At 50.6% G+C, this 16,947-nt stretch carries 9 protein-coding genes; all 9 read left to right on the top strand.

Translation table 11 applies throughout. The features are described from left to right. Window positions 1-61 precede the first annotated feature (61 nt). The 9 genes from dnaA (at window position 62) to NIT79A3_RS00045 (ending at window position 16,682) form a co-directional block, all read left to right on the top strand. Complete coding sequence (gene dnaA / locus NIT79A3_RS00005; protein WP_013964213.1) at window positions 62-1,435, top strand: chromosomal replication initiator protein DnaA; 1,374 nt, start codon at window positions 62-64, stop codon at window positions 1,433-1,435. Between the two features lie 190 nt (window positions 1,436-1,625). Beyond that, a complete protein-coding gene (gene dnaN / locus NIT79A3_RS00010) occupies window positions 1,626-2,741 on the top strand; it encodes a DNA polymerase III subunit beta (RefSeq protein ID WP_013964214.1) in 1,116 nt (371 codons plus the stop codon). 82 nt (window positions 2,742-2,823) lie between these two features. Then, window positions 2,824-5,244, top strand: a complete 2,421-nt coding sequence (gyrB, locus tag NIT79A3_RS00015; protein WP_013964215.1) for a DNA topoisomerase (ATP-hydrolyzing) subunit B — start codon at window positions 2,824-2,826, stop codon at window positions 5,242-5,244. A 105-nt stretch (window positions 5,245-5,349) separates the two neighbouring features. Then, window positions 5,350-8,253: an SNF2-related protein gene (locus tag NIT79A3_RS00020; RefSeq protein ID WP_013964216.1), complete on the top strand. Its 2,904-nt coding sequence runs from the start codon at window positions 5,350-5,352 to the stop codon at window positions 8,251-8,253. Then, on the top strand, window positions 8,253-10,058 hold the full coding sequence (locus NIT79A3_RS00025) for an AIPR family protein (protein ID WP_013964217.1): 1,806 nt from the start codon (window positions 8,253-8,255) through the stop codon (window positions 10,056-10,058). Before NIT79A3_RS00020 ends, NIT79A3_RS00025 begins: the two co-directional genes overlap by 1 nt. A 123-nt stretch (window positions 10,059-10,181) precedes the next feature. Next, window positions 10,182-11,237 carry a PDDEXK nuclease domain-containing protein gene (locus NIT79A3_RS00030; RefSeq protein WP_013964219.1) on the top strand — a complete coding sequence of 352 codons (1,056 nt, stop codon included), beginning with the start codon at window positions 10,182-10,184 and terminating at the stop codon, window positions 11,235-11,237. After that, a complete protein-coding gene (locus tag NIT79A3_RS00035) occupies window positions 11,234-12,922 on the top strand; it encodes a site-specific DNA-methyltransferase (protein WP_013964220.1) in 1,689 nt (562 codons plus the stop codon). The genes NIT79A3_RS00030 and NIT79A3_RS00035 overlap by 4 nt, the downstream gene beginning before the upstream one ends. Beyond that, window positions 12,922-13,959: a virulence RhuM family protein gene (locus NIT79A3_RS00040; protein ID WP_013964221.1), complete on the top strand. Its 1,038-nt coding sequence runs from the start codon at window positions 12,922-12,924 to the stop codon at window positions 13,957-13,959. Before NIT79A3_RS00035 ends, NIT79A3_RS00040 begins: the two co-directional genes overlap by 1 nt. After that, window positions 13,956-16,682, top strand: coding sequence for a DEAD/DEAH box helicase family protein (locus NIT79A3_RS00045; RefSeq protein WP_013964222.1), 2,727 nt, complete (start codon window positions 13,956-13,958; stop codon window positions 16,680-16,682). The genes NIT79A3_RS00040 and NIT79A3_RS00045 overlap by 4 nt, the downstream gene beginning before the upstream one ends. The last annotated feature ends 265 nt before the right edge of the window (window positions 16,683-16,947 follow it).

Below are 16,947 nucleotides of genomic sequence, written 5' to 3' on the forward strand. Positions count from 1 at the left end.
TTTACCTTAAAATTGCATTGTTATTGCTTTCTAAAACCAGACAGATAAAGAACAAAAAATTATGCAATCACTGAACACTTTCTGGTTATCTTGTCTTGATCATTTCAAAAAAGAACTCAACGCGCAACAATTTAATACTTGGATCAAACCATTACAAATCGATCCCGCATTAAATAGCGACAATGAAGTCGTACTGATTGCTCCCAATCGATTTGTCTCGCAATGGGTGAAAGACAATTTCATTATGCATATAGAAGTGATGGCGCAGGCATATTTCTCCAGAAAAATCCAATTCCATCTGAAACTTGCCGATCAAACCGAAGCAAAAAACAGCCTGCCAGATCCGCTACCCTTGCAGGTGCAGGATGTACCCAAACCGGAAACTAAGACGGCCTACCCGCCTGCCAAAAAAAATCCCAGCGGCCTGAATCCCAATTTTACTTTTGACAATTTCGTAACCGGAAAAGCCAATCAACTGGCGCGAGCCGGTGCCATCCAAGTTGCGGAATCGCCCGGTATCGCCTATAACCCGCTATTTATCTATGGCGGTGTGGGTTTGGGAAAAACCCACTTGATTCAAGCAATCGGTAATTACGTGCACGAAAATGACAAGAGCGCCAAAATCCGTTATGTGCATGCTGAAAAATATGTATCCGATGTCGTCAGTGCCTATCAACATAAGGCATTTGACAAGTTCAAACTTTACTACCATTCGCTTGATCTCTTGCTGGTCGACGATGTGCAATTTTTTGGCGGGAAAAATCGTACGCAGGAAGAGTTTTTCTATGCCTTTAATGCACTCATCGAAACCCATAAACAAGTCATCATTACTTGCGATACCTACCCAAAAGAAATTACAGGGCTGGAAGAACGGCTGGTATCCCGTTTTGGATGGGGATTAACCGTTGCCGTAGAGCCACCGGAATTGGAAATGCGTGTCGCGATCCTGTTAAAGAAAGCCGAGCTGGAAAAAATCCGCTTAGATGAAAATGTGGCATTCTTTATTGCCAAACATATCCGCTCAAATGTGCGGGAATTGGAAGGTGCTTTAAAACGCGTACTGGCTTTCTCACGTTTTGTCGGTCTGGAAATAACGCTGGATCTGGCGAAAGAAGCATTAAAGGATTTGCTGGCTGTGCAAAGCCGCCAAATTTCCATCGAAAATATCCAGAAAACTGTCGCCGATTATTACAAAATCAAAGTATCCGAGATGTATTCAAAAAAACGCTCACGCATCGTCGCCCGCCCCCGGCAAATGGCTATGGCAATCGCTAAAGAACTGACTTCGTTGAGTTTACCGGATATCGGTGAAGCTTTTGGCGGAAGAGATCATACGACCGTATTACACGGCTACCGGAAAATCAATGAATTGCGTATTTCCGATCCGGTCGTAAGCCGGGATTTTAACGCGCTGATTCTTATTTTAAGAGGTTGATAACTGTCTAACAACTTGTGCATAACTTCTTATTTTAAAGATTTGCTATTTTTATCCACAATTCATCCAATTTTTATACAGTTTTCATACAAACAAAAATTCTATGCTATCTTGTTGATATTCATTCAATGTTAAAAACTATACAGAAGTATTGAAGACATTATCTAATTACTATTATTCTTTTATATAAATGCTTTTAATTAAAACTAACAGAGACACATTGCTAAAACCGTTACAAACGGTGACCGGAATTGTGGAGCGGCGTCAGACATTACCCATCCTATCAAATGTTCTGATACAGCAAAACGAAGAAAAGACGTCTTTTTTGACCACTGATCTGGAAATACAAATCAAAACGGTTACGACAAAGGATCTTTCTTCCAAGCAAAATTTCGCCTTGACGGTTTCTGCTAAAAAGCTTCAGGATATCCTGCGTTCGCTTTCATCCGATGCGGAAATTACGTTAACCCAGAAAGACGATCACCTGCAGGTTAAATCCGGAAAAAGCGCATTTAACTTGCAAATACTTCCGGCAGCAGATTTCCCCGAAGTTGTTGAAGAATCGGAATCCGATGCCACTATCACGCTGAAACAAAATGAATTAAAAAATCTTTTGCATCAAGTGCAGTTTGCAGTAGCACAACAAGATATCCGCTATTACTTGAACGGACTTTTATTATTGACTGAAGATAAGCAATTAATCAGTGTCGGCACCGATGGACATCGGTTGGCCTATATCGCAGCCGGTTTGGATACGGAACAGAAAAGACAGGAAGTGATCCTGCCGCGCAAAGCGGTTTTTGAACTGTCCAAATTACTCGAAGACAAAGAAGATCCGGTAAAAATAGAATATTTTCAGAATAAAGTCCGGTTTTCATTTTCTGATATCATTCTGACATCGAAAATCATTGACGGTAAGTTTCCCGATTACAACCGTGTGATTCCAACCAGAAATACCAAGTTATTCGAAATAGACCGTCTAATTTTTCTGCAAGCATTGCAACGGGTATCGATACTTTCCAATCAAAGCGAAAAATTTCGCGGCGTGCGCCTGATCGTCAGCACAGATAATCTGCACATTATTTGCAAAAATAACGAGCAGGAAGAAGCCGAAGAAGAACTGGAAATTAAATACGGTGATGAATCAGTGGATATCAGCCTTAATATTACCTATCTGTTGGATTTATTGAACAATGTGAGCAGCGAAACGGTACAATGTGCCTTTGAAAATTCCAATAGCAGTGTTCTGATAACCGTCCCCGGAAATAAAGAATTCAAATACATCGTCATGCCGATGAGAATTTAACTGCATTTCCCTGCAGGAATGATCCAAATCCTCAAAAGTTGAAACATTCTTTTAAATTTCATAACCATAAAGCGCCTAACTGATGAGTGATCCAAACACCAATGTACCCAATGAAAGTCAAAAAGACTACGATTCTGAAAGCATAAAAATATTAAAAGGCCTGGATGCGGTACGTAAACGTCCGGGCATGTACATCGGCGATACCAGCGATGGCACCGGTTTACATCACATGGTTTTTGAAGTGGTCGATAATGCGATTGACGAAGCTTTGGCCGGGCATTGCGATGATATTACCGTGACGCTTCACCCCGATAACTCGGTCAGTGTATTGGATAATGGGCGCGGTATCCCGACCGGCATCAAACAAGACGATGATCTGAAACGATCTGCTGCAGAAATTGTGATGACCGAATTACATGCCGGCGGTAAATTCGACGACAACTCGTATAAAGTTTCCGGCGGCTTACACGGCGTGGGCGTCTCGGTGGTTAATGCCTTATCCGAATGGTTAAAGCTGACCATCCGCCGCGACGGAAAAATAAACCAAATGGAGTTTCGCCTGGGGGTTCCGGTCAAGCCGCTGGAAATCACCGGAGAAAGCGAGCGTCATGGCACCGAAGTGCATTTCCTGGCGAGTAAGGAAATTTTTGGCAATATCGAATACCACTACGATATTTTCGCCAAACGCTTGCGCGAACTGTCTTTTCTCAACAACGGCGTAAAAATCCACTTAATCGATCAACGTACCGGCAAGGATGAGAAATTCGCTTTTACCGGCGGAATCAAAAACTTTGTTGAATACATCAATCGCAGCAAATCGGTACTGCACCCTAATATTTTTTATGCGACCGGTACGAAAGACAACATTGCGGTCGAAGTTTCGATGCAGTGGAATGACAGTTACAGCGAACAGGTATTGTGTTTCACCAACAATATTCCGCAAAAAGATGGCGGTTCCCATCTGACAGGCTTGCGTGCTGCCATGACACGTACGCTTAACAACTACATGGAAAAAAATGAGCTGACCAAAAAAGCTAAGATTGAAACGGCTGGCGATGACATGCGCGAAGGCTTATCGTGTGTCCTGTCGGTAAAACTATTTGAACCCAAGTTCTCTTCGCAAACCAAAGAAAAACTGGTGTCCTCCGAAGTGCGGCCGGTGGTGGAAGAAGTTGTGGCGCAAAAACTTTCCGAGTTTTTACTGGAAAATCCGGCTGACGCAAAAACCATCTGCAATAAAGTCATAGAAGCCGCCAGAGCGCGAGAAGCGGCGCGTAAAGCTCGCGAACTAACGCGCAGAAAAGGTGTGCTCGACGGCATGGGATTACCCGGAAAACTCGCTGATTGTCAGGAAAAAGACCCCGCGCTATGCGAACTTTACTTGGTCGAGGGTGATTCTGCAGGCGGTTCCGCCAAACAAGGACGCGACCGGAAATTTCAAGCCATCATGCCGCTCAAGGGAAAAATCCTGAACGTAGAAAAAGCCCGCTTTGATAAGTTGATCTCCTCCCAGGAAATTATTTCCCTGATTACCGCGCTGGGAACCGGCATAGGCAAGGATGAATACAACCCGGACAAGCTGCGCTATCACCGCATCATTATCATGACCGACGCGGACGTAGACGGCTCGCATATCCGCACCCTGTTATTGACCTTCTTTTACCGGCAAATGCCCGAACTGATCGAACGTGGCCACATTTACATCGCGCAACCGCCACTGTACAAAATCAAACATGGCAAAAAAGAACGCTATGTCAAAGATGACCATGAATTAAAACAACACATGCTGAGTCTGGCTTTAGCTGACGCTGAGCTGTATACCGGTGAAGAAAAGCCGCCTTTGACCGGTGACACACTGGAAAAAATCGCCAATGAATATATTCTGTCAGAATCGGTGATCGAGCGCATGAGTCGAATGATCGACAGCAACGTGATGCATGCACTGCTGCGCCTTCCGGATGTTAATTTGAGCAGCGAGCAAGCGGCAATAGACAGCGCAGCCCGGCTGGCATCACGGGTAAAAGACATAGAAATCGTCGCAGAATATGATGAAGTGCATGAACGTTATCGCCTGAAAATCATGCGCATGTCGCATGGCAATGTGCTGACCAGTTACCTGGATAATGATTTTGTCGAAAGCGGCGATTATGCGCAGATTCAGAAAACTGCTCAGGTATTTGAAGGTTTGTTAAGCCAGGGTGCCTACATACAACGCGGCGAACGTAAGCAAAGCGTCAGTGAATTTAAACAAGCCCTTGAGTGGATGTTGGAAGAAGCGAAAAAAGGCGTGAATGTGCAACGCTATAAAGGCCTGGGTGAAATGAATCCCATCCAATTGTGGGAAACCACCATGGACCCGGCGAACCGCCGACTGCTGCGTGCGCAGATCGAAGACAGCATATTGACTGATGAAATCTTTACTACGTTGATGGGTGATGTGGTTGAACCACGGCGCGCGTTTATTGAGAAGAATGCGTTGCGGGCGACGAATATTGATATTTAAAGCAGGCCAGTCCAAAAAATAATTGGTTACTGGTTACACGAGGCTTTTGCAAAAAACCTTATCAAAGGTTAACGAAATCAGTAATCGGTTTACGTTTGAACCTAAATGCAAAGAGAGCCGCTGTTGATTAAGCAACCGCTATTAACACCGTATCAGAGCCTATACTTTGCTTGGCTGCTGACCCGTCGCGCAGCAGGCGGCTCAGTCGAATCGCTGGCTTCGACGCTGGTCGATTCACAAGTGGACCTCAATCCCCATCAAGTCGAAGCAGCACTCTTCGCATGCCGTAATCCCCTTTCACGTGGCGTGATCCTGGCGGATGAGGTTGGTCTGGGTAAGACCATTGAAGCCGGGCTGGTCATTTCGCAGCGCTGGGCCGAGCGCCGCCGCCGTATTTTAATCATTGTTCCGGCTAACCTGCGCAAGCAATGGCATCAAGAGTTACTGGATAAATTCAGTCTGCAAAGTCTAATTCTGGAGACGAAAAGCTATAACGCGATCCGCAAGCAGACGAGTCAAAGTCCGTTCGAGAATGTTTCCGGCCCGGTGATATGCTCCTATCAGTTTGCGAAAGCTAAAACGAACGATATCAGGAATATTCAATGGAATCTGGTTGTACTCGACGAAGCCCACCGCATGCGCAACGTCTACAAAACCAGCAATGTCATCGCCAAAACGCTGAAGGAGGCACTGGCGCATGTTCACTCCAAGATATTGCTGACCGCGACACCGTTGCAGAACTCGTTGCTGGAGCTCTACGGCCTCGTCAGCATGATCGATGATCGTGTATTCGGCGACCTCGACAGCTTCCGCACCCAATTCACTGTTTCTGGTAAAAATCAAAACTTCGCCAATTTGCGTGATCGCCTGGCTCCGGTTTGCAAACGCACCTTGCGTAAGGAAGTGCAGCCCTATGTTTCATACACCGCCCGTAAAGCCATCGTCGAGGAATTCACGCCATCCTTTGAAGAGCGGGAATTATCCGGGCTTGTTGCGGACTACCTGCGGCGTCCAAATCTTAAAGCGCTGCCCGATGGGCAGCGGCAACTGATCTCCCTGGTGCTGTGGAAACTGCTGGCGTCGTCCACGTACGCGATAGCCGGTGCGCTGGATACTATGGCTAACCGTCTTCAAGGCGTGCTGGATGATGCAGCCAATCTCCCCGATCTGGCTGAGGAATTGGATGAAGACTATGAATCGCTGGACGAAACCGCCGACGAATGGAACGATCAAGCCCTTGATGCATCATCGTCTGCACGTAACGAACACGATGCCATTTCCAATGAAATTGCAGATCTGCGGCATTTCAAGACGCTGGCGGCCAATATCCGTGACAACGCCAAAGGCATGGCCCTGCTGACCGCTCTGGATCGTGCTTTTGCTGAACTGGAGCGCCTCGGCGCGGCCAAAAAGGCGATCATCTTTACCGAATCGAAGCGGACGCAGGAATATCTGCTTTCCCTTCTGGAAAATACCTCGTACGGTGAAGGGATCGTCTTGTTCAACGGCACCAACAGCGATGCACGCGCGCAGACCATCTACAAGGAATGGCTAAAGCAGCACGAAGGCACCGACCGCATTACCGGTTCCAAGACCGCTGATACCCGAGCAGCGCTGGTCGAGTACTTCAAGGCGCGCGGCACCGTGATGATCGCCACCGAGGCCGGGGCCGAAGGCATCAACCTCCAGTTCTGCTCGCTGGTCATCAACTACGACCTGCCGTGGAATCCGCAGCGTATTGAACAGCGCATCGGGCGCTGCCATCGCTACGGGCAAAAGTTCGACGTGGTCGTGGTAAATTTCGTTGACCGCAGCAATGAAGCCGATGCGCGGGTGTACGAACTGCTGGCGCAGAAATTCCAGCTTTTCGAGGGCGTATTCGGCGCCAGCGACGAAGTATTAGGCGCGATTGGTTCCGGGGTGGATTTCGAGCGGCGTATCGCCGAAATTTATCGGAACTGCCGGGAACATGGGGAAATCAAGGCCAGTTTTGAACAGTTGCAACTTGACCTTTCCGGTGAGATCAGCGAGGCAATGGTCAAGACCCGCCAAATCTTGCTGGAAAACTTCGATGAGGAAGTGCAGGATAAACTGCGCGTGCGCGCCGAGGATAGCCGCGCCGCGCGTAGCAAATACGAGCGCATGCTGATGGACTTGACTCGAACGGAACTGGATGGCTGCGCCGCGTTCGACGATGATGGGTTCGTGCTTGGCAATCCACCAGTTGGAATTGAAAACAGCGGCCTCGCGGGAATCGAGCCTGGGCGCTACGAGCTGCCCCGCCGTTCCGGTGACGCTCATCTGTACCGGATCGGACATCCGCTGGCTGAATGGGTAATCAGCCAAGCGAAGACCCGTAATCTACCCGCCGCGCGGCTGGTGTTCGACTACGAAGCCTATGGCAGGAAGCAAAGCACGCTGGAACCATACCGTGGCAAAACAGGCTGGCTGATTCTGAAGTTGATTTCCGTCGAGGCGCTGGGCAATCAGGAACAGCACTTGGTGGTTGCGGCCTGTACAGCGGATGGTATTGCACTGGCAGAAGACGATCCGGAAAAGCTGCTGCTCCTGCCCGCAACCGTACAGGATGCCGGCTTGTTCAACGATGGTGAAATGACTCTACAGGCCGACATGGAAGCCCGTCAGACCGCGCTGCTGCACGACATCAATCAGCGCAACCTCGGCTACTTCGAGCAGGAAGTCCAGAAGCTCGATGCCTGGGCGGACGATCTGAAACTGGGGCTCGAACAGGAAATCAAGGAAATCGACCGCGAGATCAAGGAAGTGCGCCGCACCGCGGCCACCTCACCAGTGCTGGAAGAGAAGCTGTCATGGCAGAAGCGCCAACGTGAACTGGAAAGCAAGCGCAGCTCGCTGCGCCGTGAGCTGTTCGCCCGGCAGGACGAAATCGAAGCCCAGCATAACGCGCTCATCGATCAGTTGGAGATACAACTCCAGCAGCAGGTTGAAGAGCGTACGCTGTTTAACCTCGAATGGGAGCTCGTGTAATGACAGCACTCGAACCGCAGTATATGATCATTTTGAAGAAAGTTCTGGCGGAACGCTTCATGCCCTTCCTGCCACCATTGCTCAATACGAAAAAGCCTGCTGAAGAACAGCAGGAAAAGCAATTGTCACGAGCTTTCGGTGGGTTTGCATTGCACAAGCTGCTTGATATCCCACCAAAAGAAGCGGCTGCCTCGGTTGTCGACGACTTCGATGACAATGGAATTGACGCAATTTACTACCACACGCCGTCGGAAACGTTGTATCTCCTGCAGACTAAGTTGATGAAAAAGGATGCAGAATTTAAGCAAGTCGATGCACTTCCATTCTGCGAAGGCGTGCGTCTCTTATTGAAGCAGAACTTCACGGCTTTCAATTCCAATGTTCAGAAACGGCAAGCTGAAATCGAGAGTGCGCTCGATTCGTGCAACCACATCAAATTGGTTATTCCTTTTACGGGCGCAAAAGTCTCGGATACAGCCAAGAAGTTTCTTCAGCAACTACTTGACGACGAAGATCTCGACGAAGAACGACTGGTGAAGCAAGTGGAATACTACACGGCAGCGGAAATTACTCGCGATCTGTTGGCGGAGCAAGCTTACAAGCCGGTAAAAACAGACATTGCTTTGCAGAAAAGTCAGAAAATCGAGATTCCGCGCGTGACATACTATGGCATTGCACGATTAACCGATTTGGTAACCCTCCATATCAAAGAGGATAAAGCTCTTTACGAGCGCAATATTCGATATTTTCTAGGTAGCAGCAAGTCAGATATCAACAAGGCGATCAAGGTGACGCTACGTGATGATCCTGCGAACTTCTTTTATCTAAATAACGGTATTACTGCTGTTTGCGATGAAATTGAGCCTAAGAGTAAGAATCCGGGTAATGGTTTCAAGAAATTCAAGATTAGAGGGCTTTCCATCATTAACGGTGCGCAAACTGTAGCGTCGGCTGCCGAGTTTGTTCGCCAGAATCCAGATAAGAGCATCGATGAGGCGAAGGTTATGCTCACGCTGATCAAGGCTCCTGCCGATGGGCAGTTCGGCAAACGGGTGACGAAAGCCCGCAATCATCAGAACCCGGTACAGACATCCAATTTCGCATCTCTCGACGAGAATCAGGAACGTTTGCGGCAGGAGATAGCGCACCTCGGCTTTGATTACCACTACCGCCCGGAAGTGTTAGCGGCGATGGGCGCTAAGGCGATCACACTCGATGAGGCGCTACGGGCGCTCGCCGCGCAACAGAGCGACCCGCGCTACGTCGTCTGGCTGAAGAGTGATCCGGCACGGCTTGCCAACCCTGACTCTACCGAGTATCAGGCGCTGTTCACCGCCGCGCTGCCGGGAGTGGCGCTGGTTAACGCTGTCTTATGCCACCGTGCTATCCGAGAGCTCGTGGTAGACTACGAACAGAAGGCCCCGACGCGCAGCCAGGAACGGTTGATCTATCGTCACGGCATTCATGCCGTCACAGCGACGATGATGAAGCGCTTGCGCAGCCGCATCGGTGCGGCGGCTATCATCGACCCGGCTACAATTCCTGCATTGATCAGTCAGCCGCTCGATCTGCTTCGGCAGCAAGCTTGTGATTTCGGGCAGCAGCACCTCTTATGGGTGGGGCCGCTAGCCTACTTCCGCAACCAAGGCAACGTTGTAGCTTTCCTGGCCGACTTAATGGAAATGCACTATGGGCTCGCTGCTGATCCGGCGATCACCCCGTTGCGCAACATTCAGAATGCAGCGGACGTGTACCCGCGTAAGCGCCTGATCGATTATTTATCAAGTCGTGCGCCACAAGTATGAGAGCGATGCCATGAGCAAACAAAAACTCGAACTCACCAGGATCGATAAGGACAAACGCCAAAATCCGGAATCGCGCATCCTGCGTGAAGAACAGACGCTATTCACCGTCGAATGGGCGTTGAAATGAAGCGCATCCCCCCTTCGCAACATGACACCTTGGAATCCTTGGCCAGTCAGATTGCTGAGATCGTCCAGCAGGCGCGCAGCCAGGTACGCCAAAGCGTCAATCAGGCCATGGTAGCAAGCTACTGGGAAATTGGCCGTCTGATCGTCGAGCATGAGCAACAAGGGCAGACCCGCGCCACCTATGGCACACGGCAACTGGCAGCGCTTTCCGAACGACTGACGGCTCAGTTCGGGCGCGGCTTCGATGAGCGCAATTTGAGGAATATGAGACTGTTTTTTCAGTTCTTTTCAATTCGGAACGCAGTGCGTACCGAATTGAGCTGGACGCACTATCGCGTTCTGCTGCGCGTGGAAAATCCCTCTGCCCGCGAGTGGTACCTGCGCGAAGCCATCAGCCAGAACTGGAGCAGCCGGGCGCTGGAGCGGCAAATCGGCGTGCTCTATTACGAACGCTTGTTGAGCAGCAAGGACAAGGCGCTGGTACAGGCCGAAGCCGCGCAGTACACGGAATCCCTGGCGGAAACCCGCAAGGATTTCCTGCGTGATCCCTATGTGCTGGATTTTCTCAACCTCAACACCAGCCGCTTTCTGGAAGGCGATCTGGAACAGGCCATCATGGACAACCTGCAAAACTTCCTGCTGGAGCTGGGCAAGGGCTTTGCCTTTGTCGCCCGCCAGCAGCGTGTGAGTTTTGCTGATGAAGATTTTTATCTCGACCTCGTGTTCTACAACTACAAGCTCAAATGCTTTTTGCTGGTGGACTTGAAACTGGGCAAGCTCACCCATCAGGACATGGGGCAGATGGATACTTATGTCCGCCTGTACGACGAGCAAATCAAAGGCGCTGACGACAATCCCACCATTGGCTTGGTGTTGTGCAGCGAAAAAAGTGAAGCCGTAGTGCGCTATTCCGTGCTGGCGGAACAACAGCAATTGTTTGCCGCCAAATACCTGCCTTATCTGCCGAGCGAAGCAGAGCTCAAACACGAACTGGAACGCGAGCGCGAACGCGCCCTGCAAATGCTGGCGCAGCGACAAGAGGCACAAGAATGAGCGGCAAACAAAAACTTGAACTCACCTGGATCGGGAAAGAGAAGCGGCCCAAGCTGGAGCCACGCATTCTGCTGGAAGATCCTTCGCTGTCGTATCACGCCAGGCATCGTGTTTCGGATAACGATAGCTTCGACAACCGGCTGATTTTCGGTGATAACCTGCTGGCGCTGAAGGCGCTGGAGCAGAAGTTTTCGGGGAAGGTGAAGTGCGTGTTCATCGACCCGCCGTACAACACCGGCAGCGCATTCACGCATTACGACGATGGGCTGGAGCATTCGATCTGGCTCGGGTTGATGCGCGACCGGCTCGAGATCATCCGGCGGTTACTGTCGGAGGATGGCTCGTTGTGGATTACGATTGATGACAACGAGGCGCATTATTTGAAGGTGTTGTGTGATGAGGTTTTAGGTCGAACAAACTTTGTCACAACTGTACTTTGGAGAAAAAATTATTCTCCAAAATCAACAGCAAAGCATTTCTCAGAAGATCACGACTATATTCTTGTTTTTGCCAAGAATTCTGATAGGTGGTTTCCGAATCTGATGCCTAGAACAGATAAGCAGGATAAAGCATATAGAAATCCAGATAATGATCCGCGAGGGCCTTGGAAGCCGGGTGATCTCTCTGCACGCAATTACTATAGTCAAGGCATATATCCTATCACTACACCGTCTGGGCGCTTTATTTCAGGACCGCCGAATGCGATGTATTGGCGTGTTTCAGAAAAAAAACTTAAAGAGCTGGATGCGGATGGGCGCATCTGGTGGGGTAAAGATGGCTCCAACGTTCCCGCGATAAAGAGGTTTCTGACAGAGGTAAAGCAAGGAATGGTGCCTCAAACATGGTGGTCATATGAAGATGTTGGGCATACTCAAGATGCAAAGCGAGAAATGGTAGATCTTTTTGGGGATGAAGCATTTAGCACACCAAAACCTGAACAACTGATTCAACGCATAGTTCATATTGCCACCAATCCCGGCGATCTCGTTCTCGACTCCTTCGCAGGTTCCGGCACCACCGGTGCGGTGGCGCACAAAATGGGCCGCCGCTGGATCATGGTCGAGCTGGGTGAGCATTGCCATACGCACATCATTCCCCGTTTGAAAAAAGTCATCGATGGCGAAGACCAGGGCGGCATCAGCAAGGCGGTGAATTGGCAAGGCGGCGGCGGGTTCCGCTACTACAAACTGGCGCCCAGCCTGATCGTCAACGACCGCTGGGGCAATCCGGTGATCAACCCGGAATACAATGCGGCGATGCTGGCGGAAGCCTTGGCCAAGCTGGAAGGCTTCACCTACGCGCCGTCGGAAACCCGCTGGTGGCAGCACGGCCATTCGAGCGAGCGCGACTTCATCTACGTCACCACGCAGAACCTGTCCGCCGATCAGTTGCAGGCGCTGTGCGATGAGGTCGGCGGCGAACAAAGTCTGCTGGTGTGCTGCTCGGCGTTCCGTGGCGTGAGTGCGGCTCAAGCCGCCGAGCGCTGGCCGAATCTGACCTTGAAGAAAATTCCCAAAATGGTGCTGGCGCGCTGCGAATGGGGGCATGACGATTACAGTCTGAATGTCGCGAATCTGCCGATGGCGCAACCGGATCCGGTCGAGCCTACCGTAAGCAAAGGGAGGAAAGCCAAAACGGACCAGCGCACTGCCGATTTGTTTGGCGATGGTGGGGAGGAAGCGTGATGGTGAAGAAAAAGAAAGAAGCCTCCATTGTCCGCTCTTCGGCGGCTGAGTATCTGACCTTTGTGGCGGCCAGCGGCCAGGGTGGCGTGGAGACGGTCTATGCCGATGAGAATGTCTGGCTGACGCAGAAGATGATGGCCACGCTCTATGATGTAGATGTGCGCACCATCAACTATCACTTAAAAAAATTATTTGAAGACAATGAGCTACAGCAAGATTCAGTTATCCGAATATTTCGGATAACTGCCGCCGATGGCAAGAACTACGACACCAGGCACTACAATCTGGCCGCCATCATTGCGGTGGGCTACAAGGTTAATTCCGAGCGGGCGGTGCAATTTCGCAAGTGGGCCACGGGCATAGTCGAGGAATTCGCTATCAAGGGGTGGGCCATGGATGCGGAGCGCCTGAAACAAGGCGGCTCTGTCCTGACAGATCAATACTTCGAGGAACAGCTGCAGCGTGTCCGTGAGATTCGCCTTTCGGAGCGCAAGTTCTATCAAAAAATCACCGATCTTTATGCCACGTCGATTGATTACGATGTGGCTGCACAGGCCACCAAGCGATTTTTCGCCACCGTGCAGAATAAACTGCATTGGGCCATTCATGGACAGACGGCGGCGGAAGTCATCGTCGCACGTGCGGATGCGGAAAAGCCCAATATGGGGTTGACCACTTGGCAGGATGCGCCACGTGGAAAAATTCAGAAGTTTGACGTGGTTATTGCCAAAAATTACCTGAGCGAAAGCGAAATGGCTCAGCTTTCCCGGCTGGTGAACGCCTACCTGGATATGGCCGAGCTGATGGCGCAGAACAAGATGCCGATGACCATGCAGGATTGGGAAATTCGATTAAACCGATTCATTGAAATGACCGATCGTGAGGTATTACAGGATGTCGGTAAGGTCACGGCGGAAATCGCACGCACCCATGCTGAAGCTGAGTTTGAAAAATACCGCATCGTGCAGGACAGGCTATTCGAGAGCGACTTTGACCGCATGCTGAAGCTGCTGGACAACAAGGAGAATGAAGCATGAGTGTCCGCATCCAGAACCATATTATAGGACGCTTGTCGCTGCGCCCGCCGCAAGCCGAATCATTGGTCAAATTGAAACAAGCATTGGATGCCGCGCCGGAGATGCTGACGCAGGAGCGCTATGTCCCAGCGGTACTGGCTACGCTCAAGGCGCAGTTCCCTAAGCTGGAAGACTTCGAGCGCGAATTTCCCTCGCTATGCTTTGCGCTGGCGACAGGTGTGGGCAAAACGCGGTTGATGGGAGCTTTTATCGCCTACCTGCATTTGGCGCACGGCATCAATAACTTCTTCGTGCTCGCGCCGAACCTGACGATCTACAACAAACTGATTACGGATTTCACGCCAAATACACCGAAATATGTGTTTAAAGGCATCGGTGAATTTGCCCTCAATGCGCCCCGCGTCATTACTGGGGACAACTATGATCAGCAAAACATCTTCGGCGGCGAGTTATTGGGCGAAGTTCGCATCAATATTTTCAACATCGCTAAGATCACCTCGGAGGTGCGTGGCGGGAAAGAGCCACGTATCAAGCGCATGAAAGAAGTGCTGGGTGATAGCTACTTCAACCATCTGGCTAATTTGCCGGATCTGGTGCTGCTGATGGATGAATCGCACCGCTATCGCGCACAGGCTGGCATGCGGGCCATCAATGAATTACAGCCTTTGTTTGGACTGGAGGTGACGGCAACGCCTTTTGTGGAATCCAGCCGCGGACCGGTGCCGTTCAAAAACGTGGTGATGGATTACCCGCTGGCACGGGCAATGGAGGACGGCTTCGTCAAGGAGCCTGCCGTTGTCACGCAGCGTAATTTTGATGCCAAAGCGCACACGCCGGAGGAAATCGAAAAGATCAAGCTGGAAGACGGCGTGCGCTTGCACGAAACTACAAAAGTTGAGCTGCTGACCTATGCCCGGGAAAACGGTGTTGCGCCGGTCAAGCCCTTCATGCTCGTGATCGCACGGGATACCACCCACGCCGGGCAACTTTTGGCGCTTCTGCAGTCAGAGGTTTTCTTTGACGCACGCTATCTGAGCAAGGTGATTCAGGTTGACTCCAGCCGCTCAGGCAGCGAAGAGGAGGAAATGATTTCCCGTTTGCTCGCGGTCGAGAGCGTGGACGAACCGACCGAGATCGTGATTCACGTCAACATGCTGAAGGAAGGCTGGGATGTGACCAATCTCTATACCATCGTGCCGCTGCGCGCTGCCAATGCCCGCACGCTGATTGAACAATCCATCGGCCGCGGTTTGCGGCTGCCTTATGGCAAGCGCACCGGCGTGGCGGCGGTGGATCGCCTGAACATCGTGGCGCACGATAAATTCCAGGAGATCATCGACGAGGCGAACCGCGGCGACTCGCCAATTCGTCTGAAGCAAGTCATCCTCGATGCGCCAAGCGCTGACGATAAAAAAGTCAGCGTACAAGTTGGTTCGGGCGCAATGACACGTCTGGGCCTGACGGATGCGCCCGTGGTAGCTGGTGCTCCGACGAACGCCGGTACGGCTCCGGCACAGACTCCCGTCTTCACCACAGAAGCGGAACGACAGGCGGCTCGCGTCGTGATGGATGTGATTGGAAAGTACGAAGTCAGACGCGATCTGGTACCCACCAGCAGCGCACTGCTCACCCCCGAGGTTCAATCAGCAATCTTGACTGAGGTCACCGAGCGCCTGTCTTTATTAAATCGGCCGATGCAAGGCAACTTGCTGGCGGGCGTCGATGATGGGCAGCCGAAACTTGATCTGTCAGCCGTTGTGGCAAAAACGACGGAGATTGTCGCTCAGCAAACCATCGACATCCCCCGCATCGCCGTGGTGCCTACTGGCGAAGTCACCACGGGCTTTCATCCATTCAAACTGAGCCTATTACCCAATTTTCAACCAGGACATCGCGAAATTGTGGGGCAAGAACTACGTACCAATGAGCAGTTTACGTTAAGCAGCGAAAGAGGAATTCGCGAAAAGCGCTTCGAGGATTACATTGTTAAAAAGCTTATCGACTATGACAACATAGATTACTTCACTCAAGCTGAGTTGCTATACGACTTGGCGGGCCAAGCCGTTGCTCATTATCAGGGGCAGAATTACTCTGAAAATGAACTGCACGAAATCCTCGATACTTTTGGCAGTGAGCTTGCTCGCTTAATTCGTGCCGAGATGATGGAGCACTTTTGGGAAGAAGCAACCGAGTATGAAGTGCAGGTTAGTCGTGGTTTTACTGAACTGAAGCCCTGCAACTACACGGCCACAGCAGGACAGACGGCGCACCATTTCCGTGAAACGCTGACCGAGACCGGGCGTATCAAGCAGATGCTATTCGGCGGTTTTTCGCGTTGCCTGTATCCGCTGCAAAAGTTCGATTCGGATACCGAGCGCCGCTTCTCCGTCATCCTGGAGCGCGATGCCTTGAAGTGGTTTAAACCCGCCAAGGGACAGTTCCAAATCTATTACAAGCTGGGCACGGAGCAGCCGGAGTACATCCCTGACTTTGTCGCTGAGACTGATACGACCATTTACATGGTTGAAACCAAGGCGCGCACGGACGTCAATACTCAAGAGGTGCAGGCCAAAGCGAGTTCGGCAGCTCGTTGGTGCAAGCATGCATCGGATTACGCAGCAGCCATTGGTACCAAGACATGGAAGTATCTGCTTGTGCCGCACGACGAGATTACCGAATCAAAACGTCTGAATGACTTCTTGCGCTTTGAAGTAAAGTGCTGATCTGCCTTGCTGAAGATATCTTTTCTATTCCTATCTCTAATTGGCGCAAACTTTGACAAATCGCGCCAATAAAGTTGATCTTTTGGCGCAATAATTTTTCTTGCGCCATAAAAACTTGCCATACCGATAGAGCTGTCTGATGACTTTAGCACGAGTCCCCGAACGACGAGCTTCCACACTTCTGGCAATAAATCGTATTGCAATACCAGTCACACCAGCCTATTCTTATAAAAAACCAAAGTTACCCAAAATTCGAGATTAATCA

Origin of the sequence: Nitrosomonas sp. Is79A3 (assembly GCF_000219585.1) — a bacterium.
Taxonomy (GTDB): Bacteria; Pseudomonadota; Gammaproteobacteria; order Burkholderiales; family Nitrosomonadaceae; genus Nitrosomonas.

Coding starts and splice junctions, on each gene's coding strand:
- NIT79A3_RS00025 (WP_013964217.1), top strand. CDS start 8,253: ATGACAGCACTCGAACCGCAGTATATGATCATTTTGAAGAAAGTTCTG.
- NIT79A3_RS00040 (WP_013964221.1), top strand. CDS start 12,922: ATGGTGAAGAAAAAGAAAGAAGCCTCCATTGTCCGCTCTTCGGCGGCT.
- dnaA (WP_013964213.1), top strand. CDS start 62: ATGCAATCACTGAACACTTTCTGGTTATCTTGTCTTGATCATTTCAAA.
- NIT79A3_RS00035 (WP_013964220.1), top strand. CDS start 11,234: ATGAGCGGCAAACAAAAACTTGAACTCACCTGGATCGGGAAAGAGAAG.
- NIT79A3_RS00030 (WP_013964219.1), top strand. CDS start 10,182: ATGAAGCGCATCCCCCCTTCGCAACATGACACCTTGGAATCCTTGGCC.
- gyrB (WP_013964215.1), top strand. CDS start 2,824: ATGAGTGATCCAAACACCAATGTACCCAATGAAAGTCAAAAAGACTAC.
- NIT79A3_RS00020 (WP_013964216.1), top strand. CDS start 5,350: ATGCAAAGAGAGCCGCTGTTGATTAAGCAACCGCTATTAACACCGTAT.
- NIT79A3_RS00045 (WP_013964222.1), top strand. CDS start 13,956: ATGAGTGTCCGCATCCAGAACCATATTATAGGACGCTTGTCGCTGCGC.
- dnaN (WP_013964214.1), top strand. CDS start 1,626: ATGCTTTTAATTAAAACTAACAGAGACACATTGCTAAAACCGTTACAA.